This is a genomic window from Pseudomonas sp. LTR0 (assembly GCF_036630035.1).
GTDB classification, from domain to species: domain Bacteria; phylum Pseudomonadota; class Gammaproteobacteria; order Pseudomonadales; family Pseudomonadaceae; genus Aquipseudomonas; species Aquipseudomonas putida_Y.
This window is the reverse complement of sequence record NZ_CP123734.1, coordinates 2,398,717-2,419,532: the sequence shown is the minus strand read 5'-3', so window position 1 is coordinate 2,419,532 and position 20,816 is coordinate 2,398,717. Positions and strand designations below refer to the sequence as shown.

The following is a 20,816-nucleotide window of genomic DNA, read 5'->3' as shown; positions in this document are numbered from 1 at the left end:
GGAATTCGCCCAATGATTCGCTATTGCCCAAACTGCAACACCGCACGCCCGGTACAGGAAATGTTCTGCGAGGGCACCGTCGACCAGCACCCTTGCAACTGGGACCTGGCCGGGGAGCCGATCCACGCTGACGGCTGGCGCCCGCAGATCATCCATACCGTGGACAATCTCCCGCCGACGGACACTTCTCCGGCGCCCGGCCTCGTCTGTGAAAACGGCCATGCCATGGACCCCGGCGACCTGATGTGCCTGCTGTGCGATGCTTCGCCGGCCCAGTCTGCAGCAGCCAACGGTGTGCCGGCTGGCCCGGTCGACGATGCGCGCGCAGCCAGCGAAACCTTGATCGACGGCTGGTCGCTGATCCGCCAGATCAGCAATACCGACGGGGTCCGCGAGCGTTACCTTGCAGTGCACCAGGAAACCGCTCGCCAGGCGGTGCTCACCCTCTATCGACCAGGCGCGGAGCCGGACCCTGCGGTCTATGACGTGATCCGCCGTCTTCCCCGCGACCATGTGCCCGAGATCATCGCCACCGGCCGCTGGGATGGCCGCGCATTCGAAGTGGTCGAGGAACTGACCGGCGGCAGCCTGGCCGACCTCGGCGGCGTGATCCGTGAAGCCCACAGCGTGCGTCATATGCTGCGGGAGCTGGGCCAGGCACTGCATGCCTTCAACGAGGCCGGCTTGCGCCACCGAGACCTGCGCCCGAGCAGCCTGCTGGTACGTGCCCACGAGCCACTGGACCTGGTGATCAGCGGCTTTGGTTCGGCGCGCCTGTCGGAGTTCGACCTGGACATCGTCTCGCCGTTGGAAACCAGCCGCTACATGGCCCCTGAAGCCATCGCCGGCGGTGTGGCGGCCGCCTCGGACTGGTGGAGCCTCGGCATGATCCTGCTCGAGCAACTGACCGCAGGGGCCTGCTTCGAGGGCATCCATGCCAATGCCTTCCTCATCCATGTACTGGCCAATGGTGTCCCGATTCCCGACGACCTCGACCCACAGCTGAACCTGCTGTTGCGCGGCCTGCTGGCCCGCGACCGGCACCAGCGCTGGCAATGGCCCGAGGTCGAGGCCTGGCTCGACGGGCGCCCGGTGCAGGCGCCGGCTTCAGCCTTCACCGAACGCGACGACGGTGAAGGTGCTGCCTTGCAACTGGGCGATACGCGCTACCACAAGCCGGCGGTCTTCGCCCTCGCCGCCGCGCACGCCGAGCACTGGCAGCAGGCGCTCGACCATCTGTTGCGCGGCGTCATCGTCACCTGGGCCGAGCAGCTCGGCCTTTCCCCTTCATTGCTCGCCGGCCTGCGCCAAGTGGTGCAGCATGACGGGCTGGAGGACGATTTCCGTTTGATGCTCGCGCTGAAACTGCTCAACCCGGAAATCCCGCTGATCCACCGCGGTGAGATCGTTACCCCGGGCTGGTTGCTGGAGCATCCGCTGGAAGGCTACCGACTGATCAGTGGCTCGGTGCCCGACCTGCTGGAGCAATTGCAGACCGACAACTGGCTTTCTCGCCTCAAACTGCGCGCCGAGCAGGTGCGTCAGCGTGCCCTGCATCAGCAGATCGAACTGGTCGAAGAGACGTTGAGGGTATACCTGCTGTCAACCTCGCGGGCAAAGCTGGCCAGCGAATGGCAGGCGCGCCAACGCCTACTGCCGGATACCACGCACCCCGGCCTGCTGGCGTTGGCGGAACGACGGATCATCGCCGAGGAAGACCTGATTGTGTTGCTCAGCGCTTCGATCGGCCAGTTCCGCTCGGTGGAGGCGATCATCCAGGAAGCGGCTGAGCTGGCGAACAGCGTCGAAGTCGGCTGGTTCGACAACGACGCTGCCACAGCGCTGCTTCAGTCCCCGCGCCAGGATCTTTACCACAGCGTCGATGAGCGCATACGCGGGTTCGCCCGCTGCGGCGTTGCCGAAGTGGATGCATGGGCCGAGCAGTTCCGCCTGGAACGGCGCATGCCGCTGGCCCAGGTCTTGGTGCTGCTGGCCATTCCGGCAAGCCAGTGGCTTGAGCCGCAAAAGCAGCAGTATGTGTCACAGATTCTCGAGTTCTTCGAGAAGAAGGTGGTAACCGCAGTGATGCGCGGCCCGCTGGTGCGCATGACCATCGGCAAGACAACCGCCCGGATCGATCTCAACGAACTGCACAGCGAGCGCCACCCTGCGGCAGCCTTGCTCGACCACCTGCTGCTGCGCAACGAACGGCCCGTGAACCTGGACCCGGAATGCTTCCAGGCCATGCCGCAGATTGCCTCGCGCCTGCACGCGCTGCACCGGCAGAGCGCATTGTACAAACGCGACACCGGCATCGACGGCCTGTACCTGGGCTTCCCTTTCCTGCTCAGTCGCGACCCGCGCGGCAACACGCGTACACGCATCATTCCGCTGCTGTTGTGGCCGGTGAAGCTGCTGCTGGAAGTGGGCAACCGCGGCCTTGCGGCCCTGGCCTTCGACAGCGAACGCGAAGAAGTGCGCCTGAACCCGGCGCTGGAAAGCGTCCTCGGGGCCGAGGCCTGCAAGCGCTGGCGCAAGACGGCCGATGAGTTGCTTGGCCGCTCTTCGATCCGCGCCAGCGATGTGATGGATGCGTTCGGCATGCTTGCCACCGCGCGCTCGCGCAGCATCGTCGGACTGCCGGCCAGCAGCGTGGAAGTGGTGCCTTACCAGGACGAACTGGCATGTGCTGGCGTGTTGTTTCACGTCACCTTCATGGGCCAGGCCATCGGCGAGGACCTGCGCCAGCTGAAGTCACTCTCGCCTGCCGGCAGCGGGCTCGAGACCGCACTGCGGCTCAGGACCGACGAGGAGGACGAGGCCGTGGCCCCGCCGGCCGAACTGCACCGCTACTTCACCGTCGCCAGCGACCCCTCCCAGGAGGCGGCCGTGCTGCAAGCGCGCCAAGGCCCGGGTTTGCTGGTGGAGGGGCCACCGGGCACAGGCAAGAGCCAGACCATCGTCAACATGGTCGCCGATGCCATCGGCCGCCAACGCAGCCTGCTCATCGTCTGCCAGAAGCACGCGGCGCTGGAGGTGGTGTACAAGCGCCTGGTAGCCGAAGGGTTGGGGCAGCGTATCGTCATGCTCAACGACGTCAATCGCGACCGCGAACCGATCATCCGCGGTATTCGCGAACAGCTGGAAACCCTGTTCATCGGTGGCGATGAAGGCCAGGGCCTGCTCCGCCAGCGCGAACAAGTGGCGGCGCGTATCGAGACACTCGAAGGCGAGCTGGACCGCTTCCACCAGAGCCTGCACCGCCCGGACCCGGCAACCGGTTTGAGCTACCGGCGCCTGCTGGGCGAACTGATCGAGCTCGAAGACGGGCCGCCACCGCTCGAATTCCCGGCGTTGCGCCAGCGCCTGGCCGTGCTTGACGTTGCCAGCCTGACACGCCTGGAAGAAAACTGTGCGCCGCTGATACGCCTGTGGCTGCCTGCCCGCTACGAAGGCAGCCCTCTGGTGCAGTTGCAGCCGTTCGCCACTGACCGCTCCACTCTGCTGGCCTTTACCGACAGCCTGCAAGCCTTCAGCCAGGCTGAGCTACAGCGTCAAACGACCCTGCAAGCACACCCGGCCAGCTTCGAGATCGACGACCCTGCGCCGTACCGGGCATGGATGGCCACCCATGTGGCGACCTTGCTCGGGCTGAGCCAGGACCAGCGACTGCGCCTGGCCCGCTGGCTCCCCCTGTTCCGCAGCAAGGACGGCGAGCAGCTGCCGCGTGGCGAAGCGATGCTGAATGAGCTGCGGCAACTGCAGCAGCAGCTCGACCAACTGCCCGAAGGCGATTACCTGACAGCACTGTCGCCTGCCTTGAGCCTGGTGGACAGCAAGCCGCTGCGCGGCCTGGAAAGCGATTGCGCCAAGGTCATGGCCGCTCGCTCCTGGCTGACGCGCATGAACCCCATGCACCTGCTCAGGCGCAAGCGACTGCGCGATTTCCTCGTAGCTCAGGGTAATGACCGTGTGGATGAAGCCCTGCCAGGGCTGCACGCGGCCATCGAACTGGAACAGCGATGGCGCCCCCTGCGCGCCGAACTGGCTGCACTTCACCAGGCCCTGGCCCTGGACAGCGTTGCCCCGCAGGCAGGCCTGGAGCTGGCGGCCTTGGTAAAGGCTGATATCCATCAGCTCGTCGAGATCCAGGTTTTGGCGCAGGCACTGGCACAGTCGCCCCGCGCACGCCAGGCAGACGACGCCGTGCTTACCGGCGACAAACAACACCTGGAGGCCTTGCTCGGAGACCTGGATGCCTCGCTGCTGCGCCAAGGCGTGCGCCAGTCCAGCCTTGACCAGCTAAAGCGGCTCGAAGACTGGCTCGGCAACGAACTGGCTCAACAGCTGCGGCATGCCGTGGAACACAACCTGAGCAACGAACTGGCGCTCAGCCGCCTGCACGACGCCTTGCCCCACCTGGCGGCCTACCAAGGCTTCCGCGCCCGCGCCGGGCAGCTCGCCGAGGCTGACCTGGAGCTGCTCGCCCTGCTGCGCCAGCGCCAGGCGCAACTCGACCTGCTGCCCTCAGAGCAGCTCGACGCCGCCGTGCGCCGCCTGCTCAACCGCGAAGCGCGGCTGGGCTGGAAACACCGTATCGAACAGGCCAACCCGGAGCTGCTGTTCAGCCAAGAAGAGGCCCAGGCCAAGGTTGCCAGCCTGGCTCAAGCCGATACACAGATGCGTGAGCTCAACCGCCAACTACTGGCCACCGGTATCGACCCCACGCGCCTGGGCAGCCGCAAGCAGTGGGAGGATGTGACCCGGCTGACCGGCAAGCGCTCGCGCCGGCTGCGTGAATTCCTAGAACTGGGTGCTCCGCTGGGGCTGATGACATTGCGCCCGGTATGGCTGATGAACCCGGACGTGGCCAGTCGGGTGCTGCCACTGAAGAACGGCCTGTTCGACACGGTTATCTACGACGAGGCATCACAGATGCCGGTGGAGTTTGCCCTGCCGACGCTGTTCCGCGGCCAGGTCACCGTGGTCAGTGGCGACGAGAAGCAGATGCCGCCGACGGCGTTCTTCTCCAGCCGGGTCGAAAGTGACGAGGCCGAACTGTTCGATGGCGATGAGCCTGACGAGGACGCTGACGAGGAACAACGCGAAGCCTTCGAAGACACCTGGAACCGCCGCGAGATCAAGGACTGCCCAGACCTGCTGCAACTGGCGCGCAACGCCCTGCCCAGCACCACGCTGCAGATCCACTACCGTTCGGCCTACCGCGAACTGATCGGTTTTTCCAATGCCTCGTTCTACGGCAACCGCCTGAATGTGCCGGTGCGCCACCCCCAGGCGAGCATTCGTCAGCTCAAGCCACTGGAACTGATCCAGGTCGAGGGCCTGTACCAGAACCAGAGCAACGCGACCGAAGCCGCGCGTGTCGTGCAGTACCTGGAGGCGCTCTGGCAGCTGCCTTACGCGCAGCGCCCGTCAGTGGGCGTGGTGACCTTCAACCGCAAGCAGGCCGAGCTGATCGAGGAGCACCTGGAAGCCCATGCCGCCGAAAACGAAGCCTTCCGCGCCGCGTACGCCCAGGAGCGCGAACGCAGCGAGGGCGGTGAAGACATGTCGGTGTTCGTCAAGAACGTCGAGAACGTGCAGGGTGACGAGCGCGACGTGATCGTGTTTTCCTCCACCTTCGGCCGCAACAGCCAGGGCACCTTCCGCCGTCACTTCGGGGTGCTCGGACAGACCGGTGGCGAACGCCGCCTGAACGTGGCGGTGACCCGTGCTCGGCGCAAGGTGGTGATGATCACCTCGATGCCCATCGCCGACATTTCGGACATGCTCAACACCCAGCGCGCGCCGGCCAGCCCGCGCGACTACCTGCAAGGCTACCTGGAATATGCACGCGCGCTGTGTGCCGGCGAGTTCGACTACAGCGGCAAGCTGCTGGGCCGCCTGCAGACGGACCGCAGCACGCAGGTGCATGGGCACGACCAGGGCCACGACGGCTTCGCCAGGATCGTTGGCGCGTTCATCGCGTCCCTGGGCTGGAATGCCGCCCCGGCCAGCGAAGGCGACGCGTTTGGCCTGGACTTCGCCATCGCAAGCCCACAGACCGGAACCTATGCCATCGGCATCGAATGCGACGCGCCCAGCCACGCCCTGCTCGAGCGCGCCCGGGCCCGGGAAATCTGGCGGCCCTCGGTACTGCGCCGGGCGATTCCGCAGATCCACCGCGTCTCGTCCCAGGCCTGGTATCACGATGGCGACAACGAGCGCGCCCGCTTGCGCGCGGCCATCGAGGACGCCATGCAGGCAGGGCAGCCGGTGGCCGCATCCAACGACAAGGAGACCTGCCAATGAGTGGCCCAAAGGTGGTGCGCATCGTCACCCGTGAAGAAATCATCGCCCTTTGCGAAGGCCATCTGCGCCGCCTTGATCAGGCTGTGGCCCGCTGGGAAGCCCAGGCTGAAAAGCTTGGCCAGCTGAGCGAGCAGGAACGCGCGGCCACGCGGGCACGGCAAGCGCGGTTGCGCGCCTTGCTCACTGAGGACCAGTACCAGGCATTGCAGAAAGCCGTCCCCATCGAAATCGAACACCTGCGGCGCGACCAGCTTGCCCGCGAAGAGCGCGCTATTGAGCAAGCGACCGAGCAGCGCCAGCATCAACGCCGCATGAAGGAAAATGCAGCGTTTCTGCTCAAGGCCCTGGTCAGCCGCACCGACGCCGACCCGCAGGTGGTGCAAGCCCTGACAAAACTGGCCGATGGCGCCCAACTGGACAATGCCGAGCAACTGCTTGCCCAAGGCTTCGCCCAATTGAGCAGCAGCAACGAAGCGCAAACTCTGGACGAACAGCAACGCGCGCTGGCTCGGCGGCTCATGGATGACGCCCCTACGCCCAACCTCACCACGTGGCTGGCCGAGCGAGCACAAGCGACCCGCGACCCACGCCTGCAGCATATCGACCGGCACATCGCCGAGCTGCATCTGTTGCAAGGCACAGCCTGTGCTGAGCCCTTCGTACAAGCGTTGGCCCGGGCCGAGGCGCAGCCCCAGGCGCAACAGCGCAACTTGCTGCTCGACAGCCTGGTGATCGAGTTGGCTGACAAAAGCCGCGACTTCCAACTGAGTCGCGATTCGCTCGCCAAGCTCCACGAACTGGCAAACGAAGTACAAACCCGCCTGGGCGCTGGGAACGAGGCCTTGCTCGAGCAGGTCCGCCTTTGCACGACCACCAGCCCGCAAGCCACGGTGAGCGAGCTGACGAGCCGCTGCGAAGCATTGCTCGCCATGCATGTGCAAGCGCAAGCCGCCCTCGCCCGTCGCGAAGCCATGCTCAAGGGCCTGGCCGAACTCGGTTACGAAGTGCGCGAAGGCATGACCACCGCCTGGGCTGACGCGGGCAAGATAGTACTGCGCAAGTCGGCCACGCCAGGCTATGGCGTGGAGCTGGGCGGCAAGGCCGAGAATGGCCGCATGCAGGTGCGTGCGGTGGCATTGAGCCGTGATCGCGACACGCAGCGCGACAAGGACATCGAGACGATCTGGTGCAACGAGTTCGGGCGCCTGCAGGCGATGCTTCACGGTAATGGAAGCGAACTGCTGATCGAGCGAGCGATGGGGGTGGGAGAGACGCCACTCAAGGAAGTGCTTGGCGCTGAAGACGAAGACATGGCTGCTGCCGGACAGCTACGGACGACGTCATCATGAATGGGCACGATCTGTATGCCGATCTCAAGGATGTGCTGAGTCGTTACCGAATGAGCGGGTAACTAGCCTGGGCTAATCCTGGAGCCGTTTTTCCGCTAGGTAGTCTCTCCATGAGGGCATCACCATCCCGCCCTTCGATCTCCCTTGCCAAAAATCGGCCCGCCGACTGAGCGCCCGCTCCTCCCTGCTTCAATGGCAACCGCTGCCCTGTAACCGAGCTACGTTCTGATCGATGCGGCCTTGGATCGTGCGCAAGGTGTCTGGCGTAATGACCTGTGGGTACAGGTTCTCGGCGATGCTTGAAAACCGGCTAGCCACCTCACAAATGCCGTCAATCATTCTGCCTGCAACCTCCGGGGGCACCTCGGCTTCCTCGGCAAGCCGAAGCATTTGTGTGCGGGTAATCGACAGGGCCTCCCCCATTACATCCATCTGGTGATATCCACCTGGCCCCTCGCAAAAGGTCACATCGTAGGCCGGCGACAGTCTCCAATGACCGTCCTGCGACATGACGTAGGCAAAGTTCTTGGGATGATCATCTCTGTTGTTGAACGCTACATTGAAGACGGCACGTTCGAAGGCCACCGCCATCTCTCGCACGTCGTTGGTACACATTTGGGTTGCCCGCAGGAAATTGACGTAGTCCAACACGCCTGGAGACCGGTAACTCGCCCCCGTGAAGGCCGCGAGGCTTTGCATGGGCACGCGCAGGCCATCCTGACGATCAAATCGCTTGCTGGCAAACGCCGCCAACCCATCAGGCAGGCTGAAGTACTGCGTGTCAGGGGTCTCGATACCGCACATGCGCAGGCATTCGGCGTAGACCATTTCGACAGCGCACACCTCGGCATGCTCTTCCTTGGCCGGGAACTTGACCAGCCAGGCCTCAAAGCCCGCCGTCACGGCAGTTGTAAACCGGCCAGTTTCGGGATCACGATAGACGAGGGCCTTAGGCCTTGCACCTTGAGGCGAGCCACCCACCAGCAGCAACCTCTGCAGGAACTCACCGCCGTCTCCATGGAGCACTTCCTGCACTTCGGCGGCTAGCTGCTCCAGCGGGATGTGGACTTCAGACGCCTGCCCTTCGGGCGCCACGGGTTCAAACGTCATGGCCCCCATGGCATTACCACCGATATAGGCCAGCCGTTCCAGTGAGCCGATGCGCGCTGTGGTGAGCCCGCGGCGCCTGAACATACGGTCCATCAGCAACATGCCCCATCCGTCCGGCAAGGCGTCGTAAACAGGCCCTGGCAAGTACAGTTGGTGGTCTGGAAAGTCTCGGCGCAGTTGAGCCCCCTCCAGCGGCAGCGTGTAGGACGACAGCTCCAAGCCCCTTTGCCTGGCTTCATTGCTGTACTCGAACACAATCAGTGGACGACCGGTCAGGGCAGTCGTGGAGACCAGCGTGCCCCATTGCCATCGCTCCCCCCACCCTTCGTAGAAGACGTTCACCTGCTCAAGCATTGCCGGGCTTCCTCTTGGTACGAAGACGATTGGCGCTGTTTTCGTAGCGCCGGATATCCTCGATACTGTCCAGTTTTGGCAGGAACAGGCCTTCCAGTTCCTTGGTCCGGCCAAGCGCCATCGCCACCCGAACAACGTTCTCGAATCCGACATTGCGCCCGGCTTCAAGGTTGGACACTGTGTTTGTAGCGATGCCGGCACGCCCGGCCAAGTCCGCCTGTGTCATGTCCCGCGCCAAGCGCTCTGTGCGCAAGCGATCGCAGAGGCGCTTCACGACCTCACTCGGCTTGCTGAAGCTTAAATCCAACATAGTGTATACCTAGCCCGCTCTGTGCCAGTTAATCCACAAAATTATAGAATTAACGCCCGGCCCTATCAAGCGAGCTAATTCCCTTAATTTGCGTCTTATCGCTTGGTTTCTACATTTACCCACAATTTAGTGGATTTACGGACGCTTTGCACAGAGGCTTCGTCGGCGGTTTGAAATGGTTTGCACGATCCATTACCCAAGCCAACCCGAACCTTTTATAGCGCCACGTGCATGTGGGCATGAGGGCAGTGTCGCACGCCGTGTTGATGGTGTTCGCGCAGAGCATCATGGGAACCGCTGAAACCGTCTACCCTGCCCCGCAGCCAAAGGCTTAAGCCTTGCAAACTGACCACGCGGCCCCTTGGGAGCACTGTACATGTCTATCGACTTCAGACCCGCTCGAGTCTCGGACGCGCATGATATTGCGCGCTTCTTTCAACTGACATCGGAGGGCATGGCCGATTACATATGGAGCAAGCTCGCTGCCCCCGGAGAAGCACTGCTGAGTGTCGGTGCGTCTCGCTATGCCAGAGAACAGGGCGACTTTTCATGCAAGAACTGCCTGATGGCCACTTTCGAAGGGCGCGTCATCGGCATGATGCATAGCTATGTCTTGCGCGCGACGCCTGACAGGCCAGCCGAGACCGACCCCGTCCTCGCGCCTTATTCCGACATGGAAATACCCGATACCTTGTACATATCCAGCCTGGCACTGGATGAGGCCTGGCGGAGCCAGGGGCTGGGCGCCCAGTTTCTTCGCCACGCCCAGCAGCGCGCTGACGACGCTGGCCTCGATGGGTTGTGCCTGATCGATTACGCAGAAAACCACGGTGCACGCCGCTTCTACGAACGTCATGGATTTCAGATCGTGAAAACCTGCCAGATCGTTCCGCACCCGATGCTCGGTGTAACCGGTGAAGCCTATTTAATGTATCGCCCTACTCACAACGTGCTCGAGAAACAGCCATGAACCAGAAACTGACCGTGTTCCGCGAACTGGATATCCAACCGCTGCGCGACCTGCCCTTCTTTGAAGAAGTTTTGGAAGGTACTCCTCACACGCTGACGTCCAAGTACTATCACGATGAACAGCAAGGTCGCATTTCCGGAGAATGGGAAGCCAGCACCGGGGCGTGGCGCATTGACTACAAAGTCTGGGAGTTCTGCCACGTTTTGAGTGGATGCTGCATCATCGAGCTTGAGGGTTGCGCCCCGGTCAAACTGGCCGCTGGCGACACGTTCATTATCGAACCGGGCGCCAAGGGCAAATGGACCGTAGTGGAAGACATGAAGAAGAACTTCGTGATCCTCTTGCCCGCGAACTAAGCCACTGAATGCTGGCTGAAGCCGACTATGCTGGTAGCAATCCACACGCCGGCACAGGGGCTGTCAAATGGGCAAGAAGCGCAGGTTCGGACGGGCTGCTTGGCTATTGCTACTGACCCACTTGCTGTTCTCGCCCCTGCTCCATGCGGACACCCCTCAGTCCGGGCCAGAGGTCGAGGGTGTGATTGCCGAGCCCGCTCCGCTGACCGTCATCAACCGCACGGTGCTGGTCTTTCGTGCGACGCTGCTGGGCGAAACACCCAAGGTGCGCGCCCAGCGCGCCAAGAAGGTCATCGAGGAAACACTCCAGGAAACAAACGACCTGGAGGTTCGCGTAGACCCTATTCTGCACAGCTACTTGGTGCTGCTGGGCGGGCGCCGTGCATTCATCGTGACGCCGCTGGATGCTGCGGCCGATAGCATTACAGCAGGCGAAGCTGCCGAGCAGGCCGCCGAGAACCTGCGCCTTGTCGTCGAGGAAACCCGTCAGGCGCGTAGCCTGCGCTTTTTGCTCACTGCGATAGGCTACAGCGCTGCGGCAACCCTGGTGTTCTTCATGCTGGTAAAGGCCGCAGGCTACTGTCGACGCAAGCTCTTGGGACTGCTGCCCAAACTGATGGGCAAACACTCCGAGCGCCTCAAGGTCGGCCATACGCAACTGTTCGACCTGCAGAACCTGTACTACCTGATCGACCGCTCACTCTGGCTGCTGTACTGGTTGGTCGTGTTGTTGTTCTGCTACCAGTGGCTGGGCTTCGTGCTGTCTCAGTTCCCCTACACAAGGTCTTGGGGTGAAAGCCTCAATATCCACCTGATGGAACTGCTCAACTACCTGATCAGCGGCATTTTACGTGCCATGCCCGGCCTGGTAGTTGCGCTGTCGATCTTCTTCATCGCCCGTGGTATCAGCGCCTTCTCCAAACGTGTGCTAAGGCGCATGGCACGCCCGGGCACGTTGAAATGGCTGACCGCCGAAACCTTGCAACCGACCATGCGCCTGACGTCGCTGGCGATCTGGCTATTCGCCCTGGTGATGGCCTACCCCTATCTACCCGGCTCGGGTACCGATGCCTTCAAGGGGCTCTCGGTGTTGCTCGGTCTGATGATTTCACTGGGGGCGACCAGTGTCATCGGCCAAGGGGCCGCCGGATTGATCCTTACCTACACACGCACGATGCGCGTCGGTGAGTTTGTACGTGTGGGCGATTACGAGGGCACGGTGACCGAAGTGGGCATCTTCACCACAACCATACGCACCGGGCTTGGCGAAGTGCTGACACTTCCCAATTCAATGATTACCGGCTCGGTGACCAAGAACTACTCGCGTATCGTGGAAGGGCCAGGCTATGTGGTCGATACCGTGGTGACCATCGGCTACGACACCCCCTGGCGTCAGGTCGAGGCGATGTTGCTGGAAGCGGCTCGGCGCACCGAAGGCGTGCTGCAAACGCCCGCGCCCCAGGTATTCCAGACGGCGCTGTCAGACTTCTACCCCGAGTATCGATTAGTGGCCCAGGCCATTCCGTCTGAGCCCAGGCCACGCGCGCAGCTACTGAGCCTGTTGCACGCCAATATCCAGGACGTGTTCAACGAGTATGGCGTGCAAATCATGTCGCCTCACTACCTGGGCGATCCCGAGCAACCTAAATGGGTGCCCAAGGAGCAGTGGTACGCGGTCCCGTCCAAACCTGAAAACCCCGCGTGAGCAATGAGGCCTCGGGTGCCGGTCGATCACCGGCCTATAGAGCGCCACCAGGGCATTGGAGACGGTGAAACCGATAGGGGTCCAAAGCGTGCCGAGCAGCGCCCCCATCACCAACCCGCTATGCACCCAACCACTTTGAGCACGGCGCAGAACCAAACTCAAAGGTCCAGCGCCCCTCGGAGCAAGGCGTCAAGCACGCGCGCGACGTCAGCACCATGCTCGTCCAGCAGGCACACCGGCAGCCCGTGCAAGGCAGCCTGCACACCGGCCAGCCCCTCGCCTGTCAAGGCCAGCGGACAAGCAATTTCCATCTGCAGCGAGCGCAAGCGCTTGGCCAAGGCAGGGCTCACCGGTGGCTGCAGCGCGATCACCAGTGCCGCAGGCTGCATCGCCGCACACAGCAGCGGGAGCTCTTCCAGGGGCTGCCCGCAGCCGAGCACTTCAATGCGTTGTTGCTCACTGCTCAACAGCAGCCCGGCGCACAACACCTGGCATTCGGCTTGCCCCTCGGTACCTGCCAGCAGCACCCGTGGCGCATCGGCCTGGTTCATCTGCAAGCGCAGCAGCAGGCGGGCGCGCAAGAACGTATCGAGAAACAGCCATTGGCTACGCTGGCCTGGCGCAGTGCCTGAAGCCAGCTCATGCCAAACCGGCATCAGCACGTCCTGCAGCACAGTGGCCTTTGGCAAAAGTGTGAACAGCTGTCCATGTATAGCTTCCAGCGCCTGCGCATCGAATGCCTTGGAGGCACGCGCAACGGCGGCGCGCCAGTCGTCAAAGGCCGAGGGCTGCTGCACAGGCGCCACAGGCTGGCCGGCGAGCCTGTCGCCAACCTTGCTGATGGGCAGGCCGTTGGCGGTCCAGCGCAAGATGTCGCGTATGCGCTGCACATCCTGGGCCGTGTACAAGCGATGGCCGCCCTCGGTGCGCTGCGGGTGTATCAACCCATGACGCCGCTCCCAGGCACGCAAGGTCACCGGATTGATGCCGGTCAGGCTGACCACATCGCGCATGGGTAGCAATTCGGGTGGGGTGGCGTCGGTCATAACGAGGGGTCATCCAGGTGGTTGCATATTCTAAACCCAGATGCACCTTCTGCGGCGAGCCTCCTTGGTTCATCATGCAACAAACAGCGCCAAAAGCTTCTGCACTGAAGCCTTCGGCGCACATCGCATACGAAATGTCTGTAGGTGAGCCCCATGATCAACGCAAAACTCCTGCAACTGATGGTCGAGCATTCCAACGATGGCATCGTCGTCGCCGAACAGGAAGGCAATGAGAGCATCCTTATCTACGTCAACCCGGCCTTCGAGCGCCTGACCGGCTATAGCGCCGACGATATCCTTTATCAGGACTGCCGTTTTCTTCAGGGCGAGGATCACGACCAGCCGGGCATCGCAATCATCCGCGAAGCGATTCGCGAAGGCCGCCCCTGCTGCCAGGTGCTGCGCAACTACCGCAAGGACGGCAGCCTGTTCTGGAATGAGTTGTCCATCACACCCGTGCACAACGAGGCGGACCAGCTGACCTACTACATCGGCATCCAGCGCGATGTCACAGCGCAAGTATTCGCCGAGGAAAGGGTTCGCGAGCTGGAGGCTGAAGTGACGGAACTGCGCCGGCAACAGGGCCAGGCCAAGCGCTGACAAAAAAACCTATACAAGAACGTTGACTTGTATAGATTAAGGCTTAGGCTTCAGTTATACCTGTACAGCAATACGATTTTGTACAGGATTGTCTGGAGCCCAGTATGTCAGCGTACTTACAGCAATTCGCCGAGCGCTTCGCCCGCCTTGATGGGGCTAACCTCGACACGCTGGAAAAACTGTACAGCGAAGATGTCACCTTTCGTGACCCCCTGCACCAGATACAGGGGCTGCAGGCCCTGCGCGCCTACTTCGAGCAGTTGTACGCCAACGCCAACGATATCCGCTACGCCTTCACCAGCGCTGACGAGGTAAGGCCCGGGCAGGGCTACCTGCGTTGGACGCTACAGTTTTGCCACCCGCGCCTGGCTGGCGGCCAGCCGATCACGTTGCAGGGGTGCAGCTGCCTGCATTGGCGCGACCGTGTGCATTTTCACCAGGACTATTTCGACGCCGGTGCCCTGCTTTATGAGCACCTTCCCGTCATGGGCACTGCGATCCGCTGGCTCAAAGGCAGGCTGGCATGAGCCGCTGCTGGCTGACCGGCGCCAGCAGCGGGATCGGTGCCGCGCTCGCGCAAATCCTCCTGGAGCAAGGCCACCAGGTGGCCTTGGGCGGGCGCAACGCCGACCGCCTTGCCCCGCTGGCCGAACGGTTTCCCGGGCAGGTATTGCTGGCGATTGGCGATCTTGACAACCCGGAGCAGGTCGCCGGCATCGCTGCGCATATCGAGCAGGCCTGGGGAGGCCTGGACATGGCCATTTTCAATGCCGGCACCTGCGAATACCTGGAGCCGGGGCATTTCGATCCGGCGTTGGTCGAGCGCGTCATGCGCACCAACCTGCTGGGCGTCAGCTACTGCCTGGCGGCGGCACTGCCCTTGCTTCGCGCCGGCCAACGCCCCCACCTGGTGGTGATGGGCAGTTCGGTAACCTGGCTGGCCTTGCCCCGTGCTGGCGCCTATGGCGCGTCCAAGGCCGCGGTGCGCTATCTGGTGGAGTCGCAGCGAATCGACCTGGCTCGCGAAGGCATCGCGGTCACCCTGGTAAGCCCAGGTTTCGTAGACACACCACTGACCCGCCGCAACGATTTCCCCATGCCACAGCTGTGGTCTGCGCAGCGTGCCGCCCGGCATATCGCCAGGCGCCTGCCCCGCCGTCCCCTGGAAATCAACTTCCCCGGTCTTTTCACCTTGGTGTTGCGCCTGCTCGGGGCGCTGCCCGCGCGCCTGCGCCTGGCGCTGGGCCAACGCCTCGCCCGTCATGAACAGGAATGATGATCCATGCGTATAGCAATCATCGGCAGTGGCATCGCGGGGCTGACCTGCGCCCATTTGCTGTCACGCAAGCACGAAGTCACGGTTTTCGAGGCCGAGCAATGGATTGGGGGGCACACACACACCCTTGATGTGGTCTGGAAAGGCCAGCGCCATGCAATAGATACCGGTTTCATCGTCTTCAACGACTGGACGTACCCGAACTTCATCCGCTTGCTCGACCAGCTTCAGGTGCCATCGCAGCCGACCGAGATGAGCTTTTCCGTGCATGACCCGATCACGGGCCTGGAATATAACGGCCACGACGTGAACACACTGTTCGCCCAACGCTGCAACCTGGTGTCCCCAGGGTTCTGGGGGATGATCCGGGACATTCTGCGTTTCAACCGTCAGGCACTGGCCGACCTGGACAGCCAGCGTATCGATGCCAGCACCACGCTGGGCGCCTACCTTCAGGCGAATCACTATGGGCAGCGCTTCATCGATCATTACATCGTGCCGATGGGGTCGGCGATCTGGTCGATGTCTCGCGCAGACATGCTCCACTTCCCGCTTGAGTTCTTCGTGCGCTTCTGCCGCAACCACGGCTTGCTGTCGGTCAACCAACGCCCACAGTGGCGGGTGATCAAAGGCGGCTCGCGCAGCTATGTCGCGCCGCTGTGCCGACCGTTCGCCGAGCGCATTCGCCTCAACTGCAAGGTTTACCGGGTCGGCCGCGACGAAGGTGGGGTGACCCTTGTGAGCGCGGCCGGCACCGAACGTTTCGACAATGTGGTGTTCGCCTGCCACAGCGATCAGGCCCTGGCACTGCTGGAAAGCCCCAGCAACCAGGAGCGCGCCGTACTCGGCGCCATCGGTTACGCCAGCAACGACGTGGTGCTGCACACCGATACCCGGCTGCTGCCACGTCGCCAGCGCGCCTGGGCCAGCTGGAACTACCGCCTGGGCGGCCCAGAGCAGGCTCCTGCCGCGCTGACCTACAACATGAACATTCTGCAAGGTATCCAGGCACCGACAACCTTCTGCGTGAGCCTCAACCAGACCGCACTGATAGACCCGGCGCAGGTCATCGCCCGCTTCCAGTACGCCCATCCCCAGTACAGCGTTGCAGCGTCCGCCGCGCAAGCGTGCCAGGAGCAACTGCAAGGGCAACAGCACAGTTATTTCTGCGGTGCCTACTGGGGCAATGGCTTTCATGAAGACGGGGTGGTCAGCGCACTGAAAGTGGCCGCGCATTTCGGAGAGCAACTGTGAACAGCAGCCTCTGCCTGGGCTGGATCAGCCACCGTCGGCTGACGCCGCGGGTCCACGCGTTTCGCTACCGGATCGGCATGTTCTACCTGGACCTGGACGAACAAACCTGGCTGATGGGCCTGTCACGCTGGCTGGGGCGCTGGCGCCTGGCGCCGTTGTGCTGGCGCGAGACCGACTACCTGCCCGCCCTAACCCGCCAAGGCGAATCGCTGGCCCAGGCTGCACGCTTGCTGGTCGGGCAGGCGACGGGGCACCTGCCCGAAGGCCGGGTACAGCTGCTCACGCAACTGCGTTGCTGGGGGCTGTCGTTCAACCCGGTGAGTTTCTATTTCTGCCATGACCGCGACGGGTGCCTGACCGCGATCCTGATGGAAGTGCGCAACACGCCCTGGCGTGAACGCTTTCATTACGTGCTACCGGTGCAAGGCAACCTTGCCAGGCCCTTCAGCGTCGGCAAGGCCTTCCATGTGTCGCCGTTCATGCCGCTGGACATGGACTATCGCCTGCGCTTTTTCCTGGACGCGGACCATGTGCGCATTCACATGCAGAACTGGCAAGGCGGCACAAAGGTGTTCGAAGCCGACCTCGCCTTGCGCCGCACGCCACTGGATGGAACCGCGCTGCGTCGGTATGTCCTGAACTTCCCGTGGATGAGCCTGCGCACCGTCTCGGCCATCTACTGGCAAGCGCTCCGTCTGTTACTCAAACGCACGCCCGTGCATGACCACACCGCCTGCCAGGGTGACCTGGCACTCGGCCAACCTTGCGAGGACCTTGATGATGTCGAATCCCACCCTGAGCGTTAGCAAGTTCGCAGGCCTTGCGCCACTGCTCGGCGGGCTGGCACGAAGCGCCGTGCTCGCCCAGTTGGGCAAGCTGCGTCACGGCCACCTGCGCCTGCTCAGCCACGGGCAGCAGTGGAGTTTCGGTGATGCCGACAGCCCGTTGCAGGCCGAGGTGGAAATCCTAGATGACGCCACCTGGAGCCTGATCGCCGGCAATGGCTCGATCGGTGCGGGCGAAGCCTACATTCACGGCTATTGGCGCAGCCCCGACCTGGCGCTGGTGACCCGCCTGTTCGTCGCCAACCTTGAAGTGCTCGACGCGCTCGAGGGCGGCCTGGCCCGCTTGGGGCGCCCTGCCCTGCGCCTGCTGCACCGGCTCAACCGCAACGACAAACGCGGTGCCCGGCGCAACATTCTGGCGCACTACGACCTGGGCAATGCCCTGTTCGAGCGGCTGCTGGACCCCACCATGATGTATTCGGCTGCGCAGTTCGAACACCCTGACCAATCACTGGAGCAGGCCCAGTTGCACAAGCTGGAGCGCATCTGCCAAAAACTCGAGCTGAGCCCTGACGATCACCTGCTGGAAATTGGCAGCGGCTGGGGCAGCCTCGCTATCCACGCAGCCACCCGTTACGGCTGCAAGGTCACCACCACGACGCTCTCCGAGGCGCAGTACAGCCATACCCTGAAGCGCGTTCAGGCCCTGGGGCTGGAGCCGCGTGTGCAAGTGCTCCGCGAAGACTACCGCGACCTTCAAGGCACGTTCGACAAACTGGTTTCGATCGAGATGATTGAAGCGGTCGGTCATCGCTACCTGCCGGTGTATTTCCGCCAGTGTGCTTCGCTGCTCAAGCCTGAAGGCCTGATGCTATTGCAGGCGATCACCATCCGCGACCAGCGCTATGCCCAGGCGCAACGCTCGGTCGACTTTATCCAGCGCTACATCTTCCCCGGTGGCGCCCTGCCTTCGCTGAGCGTGTTGCTCGACACCGCCAGCCGGCACACTGGCCTGAACCTTGTGCACATGGAAGATTTTGGCCTGGACTACGCCCACACCCTGCGGCACTGGCGCGAAAACCTGCGTCAGGCTCGCACCGCGCTGACGGACCTTGGCTACGACGACATGTTCCAGCGCCTGTGGGAGTTTTACCTTTGCTACTGCCAAGGCGGTTTCGAGGAGCGCGCCATTGGCGTAGCACACCTACTCTGGGCAGCGCCCCAGGCACGCCGCGCGCCCTTGCCTGGCGGTGCCTGATGCCCAGCCGCTGGCTGATCGGCAATGCCCTCTGGCTGCAAGCCGGCTGGTGGATCTGCGTGCTGGGCGCCGAGCGGCCCTTGCTGTTGCTGCTGGTGATTCCGGGCGTGGCTGTGCACCTGCGCCTGTGCCCGGACATCGATGCCGAGGTCAAGGCTCTGTTGCGCGTCACCTTTATCGGCTGCGTGCTCGACAGCGCGCTGGGAGCACTGGGTGTGTTCAGTTTCGACGCCAGGCCCCTGCCGTTGTGGCTAGCGCTGCTGTGGTTGGTGCTGGCCAGCGGTATGCGTCACAGCCTGGCATGGGCCGGCAGGCACTGGCGAAGCGGTGCACTGCTGGGGGCGATTGGCGGCCCTCTGGCCTATGTAGGCGGCGCCAGGCTGGCAGATGTCGCCTTGCCATTGGGCGCGCTGGAAACCGGCCTGCTACTGATGCCGATATGGGCTTTGGCCTTGCCGCTGCTGGTGCGGGTCGCGGCGAGGCGCTGACCGGCGGCATCGCTCGGAACAGTAGCGCACCTGCTCCCAGCAACGTGCCCAACGCTTGCGCCAGTTGAATGGCCGGCCACACACCACGCAAACCTTGCTGGGCAGAAAGCTCTTTTTCATAACGCCTGCCCCGCATCGAGCCGCGCCAACAATGACTGGCCACGTAGCCACACGGCATCGCGACGGCCAGGGGGCATGCCATCGAGGCTGCGATAGACCAGGGTTAGGCGCGGGTTAGCCGAGAGCTGGGGGCGATGGCGAATGAGAAAATGCCAATACAAGGCATTGAACGGGCAGGCATCCTCTTCGGTCACCTGGTCAACCTTGTAACTGCAAGCCTTGCAATGATCGGACATACGCTGGATATAACGACCACTGGCGCAATACGGCTTGGACCCCAGGTAGCCGCCGTCGGCGTGCATCACCATGCCAAGCGTGTTGGGCAGTTCGACCCACTCGAAGGCATCCATGTAGACCGCCAGGTACCACTCACAAATTGCGGTTGGCACGATACCGGCCAGCAAGGCGAAGTTGCCGGTAACCATCAACCGCTGAATATGGTGAGCGTAGCCCAACCGCAGGGTTTGCCCGATGGCTTGCGCCATGCAGCGCATGCGGGTGCGCCCGGTCCAGTAGAATTTTGGCAGCGCCCGGTCGTTGTTCAGGTGATTGAGCCCGGCATACGCCGGCATGCGCTGCCAATAGATGCCTCGCACATACTCACGCCAGCCGATCAGCTGGCGAATGAAGCCTTCAGCTGCATTGAGCGGCACCCGCCCCTCGCGCCAGGCTTTGTCGACGTCGTCGCACAGACGACGCACATCCAGAAGCCCGATATTGAGCGCCGCACTGATGCGCGCATGAAACAGGTACGGCTCGCCTTCGGCCATCGCGTCCTGGTAGTCACCGAAAGCCGCCAGGCCGAAATCCAGAAAATGCTGCCACAACTGTTGTGCCTCGGCGTGGGTCACCGGGTAGTCGAAACCGTCGACGCCCCCGTAGTGGTCGCTGAAGCGCTGACGCACCAAGGCCACCACCGCTGCCGTGATGTCGTCCTGCGCGAAATGCGCAGCGAACGGGCCACGCAGGTGCCGTGGCAATGGCTTGCGATTGTCGCCATCGAAATTCCAGGCCCCACCTGCCGGGCTGCCGTCAGGCTCCATGAGCAGGCCGGTCCGCTTGCGCATGCCACGGTAGAAGTGCTCCATACGCAGCTGGCGACGTTCTGTGGCCCAGCGCCCGAAGGCTTCACGGGAGCACAGAAAACGCGTGTCGCGAAACCACACAAGCGGCAGTGCGGCATCACGCAAGGCCTGCTCCAGGCGCCACTCCCCGCACTCGGTCAGGTGGATGTGGGTGGCGCCCAAGGTTTGTTGCCAACGACGCAACTCACCCACGATGCTGCCGCTGTTACCCTCGGCGTCCAGCTTGACATAGTGCACCTGCCAACCCCGTTCACGCAGGGCCTGGGCAAAATGGCGCATGGCGCTGAAGATGAGAACGATCTTCAGCGGATGATGCGGTACGTATCTGGCCTCCCCCTCCACTTCCGCCATCAGGACCGCATCGCGAGCAGGGTCAAGGGACGCCAGGCTTGCCAGGTCGAACGACAGTTGGTCACCCAGCACCAGGCCCAGGCGCAT

17 protein-coding genes are annotated in these 20,816 nt (G+C 63.0%); 12 read left to right on the top strand and 5 right to left on the bottom strand.

Annotated features, from left to right (window positions below):
* Window positions 1-12: 12 nt before the first annotated feature.
* Together QCL51_RS11115 and QCL51_RS11110 are read left to right on the top strand one after the other, a co-directional pair.
* Entirely contained in the window at window positions 13-6,312 is a 6,300-nt protein-coding gene (locus QCL51_RS11115; protein ID WP_338444851.1) for an AAA domain-containing protein, read from the top strand.
* A complete protein-coding gene (locus QCL51_RS11110; RefSeq protein WP_274101570.1) occupies window positions 6,309-7,661 on the top strand; it encodes a hypothetical protein in 1,353 nt (450 codons plus the stop codon). The genes QCL51_RS11115 and QCL51_RS11110 overlap by 4 nt, the downstream gene beginning before the upstream one ends.
* A 189-nt stretch (window positions 7,662-7,850) precedes the next feature.
* On the opposite strand, the gene QCL51_RS11105 is transcribed toward QCL51_RS11110, so the two are convergent.
* Both QCL51_RS11105 and QCL51_RS11100 read right to left on the bottom strand, forming a co-directional pair.
* Window positions 7,851-9,125 carry a type II toxin-antitoxin system HipA family toxin gene (locus QCL51_RS11105; RefSeq protein WP_274101568.1) on the bottom strand — a complete coding sequence of 425 codons (1,275 nt, stop codon included), beginning with the start codon at window positions 9,123-9,125 and terminating at the stop codon, window positions 7,851-7,853.
* A complete protein-coding gene (locus QCL51_RS11100; RefSeq protein WP_021782301.1) occupies window positions 9,118-9,435 on the bottom strand; it encodes a helix-turn-helix transcriptional regulator in 318 nt (105 codons plus the stop codon). The genes QCL51_RS11105 and QCL51_RS11100 overlap by 8 nt, the downstream gene beginning before the upstream one ends.
* 376 nt (window positions 9,436-9,811) lie before the next feature.
* On the opposite strand from QCL51_RS11100, the gene QCL51_RS11095 reads away from it, so the two are divergent.
* From QCL51_RS11095 to QCL51_RS11085, 3 genes are all read left to right on the top strand, one after another.
* A complete protein-coding gene (locus tag QCL51_RS11095; protein WP_338444850.1) occupies window positions 9,812-10,405 on the top strand; it encodes an N-acetyltransferase in 594 nt (197 codons plus the stop codon).
* Window positions 10,402-10,761 carry a cupin domain-containing protein gene (locus tag QCL51_RS11090; RefSeq protein WP_021782298.1) on the top strand — a complete coding sequence of 120 codons (360 nt, stop codon included), beginning with the start codon at window positions 10,402-10,404 and terminating at the stop codon, window positions 10,759-10,761. The genes QCL51_RS11095 and QCL51_RS11090 overlap by 4 nt, the downstream gene beginning before the upstream one ends.
* 67 nt (window positions 10,762-10,828) lie before the next feature.
* Window positions 10,829-12,466, top strand: a complete 1,638-nt coding sequence (locus tag QCL51_RS11085; protein WP_338444849.1) for a mechanosensitive ion channel family protein — start codon at window positions 10,829-10,831, stop codon at window positions 12,464-12,466.
* A gap of 158 nt (window positions 12,467-12,624) precedes the next feature.
* Here QCL51_RS11085 and QCL51_RS11080 read toward each other — a convergent pair whose 3' ends face one another.
* Entirely contained in the window at window positions 12,625-13,512 is an 888-nt protein-coding gene (locus QCL51_RS11080; protein WP_338444848.1) for a MerR family transcriptional regulator, read from the bottom strand.
* Window positions 13,513-13,665: 153 nt separating this feature from the next.
* Here QCL51_RS11080 and QCL51_RS11075 point away from each other — a divergent pair, with 153 nt between their 5' ends.
* The 7 genes from QCL51_RS11075 (at window position 13,666) to QCL51_RS11045 (ending at window position 19,173) form a co-directional block, all read left to right on the top strand.
* Window positions 13,666-14,112 (top strand): PAS domain S-box protein, encoded by a 447-nt coding sequence (locus tag QCL51_RS11075; protein WP_021782295.1) that lies wholly within the window; start codon window positions 13,666-13,668, stop codon window positions 14,110-14,112.
* 104 nt (window positions 14,113-14,216) lie between these two features.
* Window positions 14,217-14,639: a nuclear transport factor 2 family protein gene (locus QCL51_RS11070; protein WP_338444847.1), complete on the top strand. Its 423-nt coding sequence runs from the start codon at window positions 14,217-14,219 to the stop codon at window positions 14,637-14,639.
* Window positions 14,636-15,388, top strand: coding sequence for an SDR family NAD(P)-dependent oxidoreductase (locus tag QCL51_RS11065; RefSeq protein ID WP_275966644.1), 753 nt, complete (start codon window positions 14,636-14,638; stop codon window positions 15,386-15,388). Before QCL51_RS11070 ends, QCL51_RS11065 begins: the two co-directional genes overlap by 4 nt.
* Before the next feature lie 6 nt (window positions 15,389-15,394).
* Window positions 15,395-16,642, top strand: coding sequence for an FAD-dependent oxidoreductase (locus QCL51_RS11060; protein ID WP_338444846.1), 1,248 nt, complete (start codon window positions 15,395-15,397; stop codon window positions 16,640-16,642).
* On the top strand, window positions 16,639-17,448 hold the full coding sequence (locus QCL51_RS11055) for a DUF1365 domain-containing protein (RefSeq protein WP_338444845.1): 810 nt from the start codon (window positions 16,639-16,641) through the stop codon (window positions 17,446-17,448). Before QCL51_RS11060 ends, QCL51_RS11055 begins: the two co-directional genes overlap by 4 nt.
* Window positions 17,423-18,685 (top strand): cyclopropane-fatty-acyl-phospholipid synthase family protein, encoded by a 1,263-nt coding sequence (locus tag QCL51_RS11050; protein WP_338444844.1) that lies wholly within the window; start codon window positions 17,423-17,425, stop codon window positions 18,683-18,685. Before QCL51_RS11055 ends, QCL51_RS11050 begins: the two co-directional genes overlap by 26 nt.
* Window positions 18,685-19,173 (top strand): DUF2878 domain-containing protein, encoded by a 489-nt coding sequence (locus QCL51_RS11045; protein WP_274101555.1) that lies wholly within the window; start codon window positions 18,685-18,687, stop codon window positions 19,171-19,173. The genes QCL51_RS11050 and QCL51_RS11045 overlap by 1 nt, the downstream gene beginning before the upstream one ends.
* On the opposite strand, the gene QCL51_RS11040 is transcribed toward QCL51_RS11045, so the two are convergent.
* Both QCL51_RS11040 and QCL51_RS11035 read right to left on the bottom strand, forming a co-directional pair.
* Entirely contained in the window at window positions 19,111-19,293 is a 183-nt protein-coding gene (locus tag QCL51_RS11040) for a DUF2256 domain-containing protein (protein WP_080671086.1), read from the bottom strand. The genes QCL51_RS11045 and QCL51_RS11040 overlap by 63 nt on opposite strands.
* Window positions 19,290-20,816, bottom strand: coding sequence for a cryptochrome/photolyase family protein (locus QCL51_RS11035; protein ID WP_338444843.1), 1,527 nt, complete (start codon window positions 20,814-20,816; stop codon window positions 19,290-19,292). The genes QCL51_RS11040 and QCL51_RS11035 overlap by 4 nt, the downstream gene beginning before the upstream one ends.

Bases quoted from the DNA above. Each gene is read 5' to 3' on its own strand.
- QCL51_RS11045 (WP_274101555.1), top strand. From the start codon at position 18,685: ATGCCCAGCCGCTGGCTGATCGGCAATGCCCTCTGGCTGCAAGCCGGC.
- QCL51_RS11105 (WP_274101568.1), bottom strand. From the start codon at position 9,125: ATGCTTGAGCAGGTGAACGTCTTCTACGAAGGGTGGGGGGAGCGATGG.
- QCL51_RS11075 (WP_021782295.1), top strand. From the start codon at position 13,666: ATGATCAACGCAAAACTCCTGCAACTGATGGTCGAGCATTCCAACGAT.
- QCL51_RS11115 (WP_338444851.1), top strand. From the start codon at position 13: ATGATTCGCTATTGCCCAAACTGCAACACCGCACGCCCGGTACAGGAA.
- QCL51_RS11070 (WP_338444847.1), top strand. From the start codon at position 14,217: ATGTCAGCGTACTTACAGCAATTCGCCGAGCGCTTCGCCCGCCTTGAT.
- QCL51_RS11050 (WP_338444844.1), top strand. From the start codon at position 17,423: ATGTCGAATCCCACCCTGAGCGTTAGCAAGTTCGCAGGCCTTGCGCCA.
- QCL51_RS11080 (WP_338444848.1), bottom strand. From the start codon at position 13,512: ATGACCGACGCCACCCCACCCGAATTGCTACCCATGCGCGATGTGGTC.
- QCL51_RS11060 (WP_338444846.1), top strand. From the start codon at position 15,395: ATGCGTATAGCAATCATCGGCAGTGGCATCGCGGGGCTGACCTGCGCC.
- QCL51_RS11065 (WP_275966644.1), top strand. From the start codon at position 14,636: ATGAGCCGCTGCTGGCTGACCGGCGCCAGCAGCGGGATCGGTGCCGCG.
- QCL51_RS11095 (WP_338444850.1), top strand. From the start codon at position 9,812: ATGTCTATCGACTTCAGACCCGCTCGAGTCTCGGACGCGCATGATATT.
- QCL51_RS11085 (WP_338444849.1), top strand. From the start codon at position 10,829: ATGGGCAAGAAGCGCAGGTTCGGACGGGCTGCTTGGCTATTGCTACTG.
- QCL51_RS11110 (WP_274101570.1), top strand. From the start codon at position 6,309: ATGAGTGGCCCAAAGGTGGTGCGCATCGTCACCCGTGAAGAAATCATC.
- QCL51_RS11090 (WP_021782298.1), top strand. From the start codon at position 10,402: ATGAACCAGAAACTGACCGTGTTCCGCGAACTGGATATCCAACCGCTG.
- QCL51_RS11035 (WP_338444843.1), bottom strand. From the start codon at position 20,816: ATGCGCCTGGGCCTGGTGCTGGGTGACCAACTGTCGTTCGACCTGGCA.
- QCL51_RS11100 (WP_021782301.1), bottom strand. From the start codon at position 9,435: ATGTTGGATTTAAGCTTCAGCAAGCCGAGTGAGGTCGTGAAGCGCCTC.
- QCL51_RS11040 (WP_080671086.1), bottom strand. From the start codon at position 19,293: ATGAAAAAGAGCTTTCTGCCCAGCAAGGTTTGCGTGGTGTGTGGCCGG.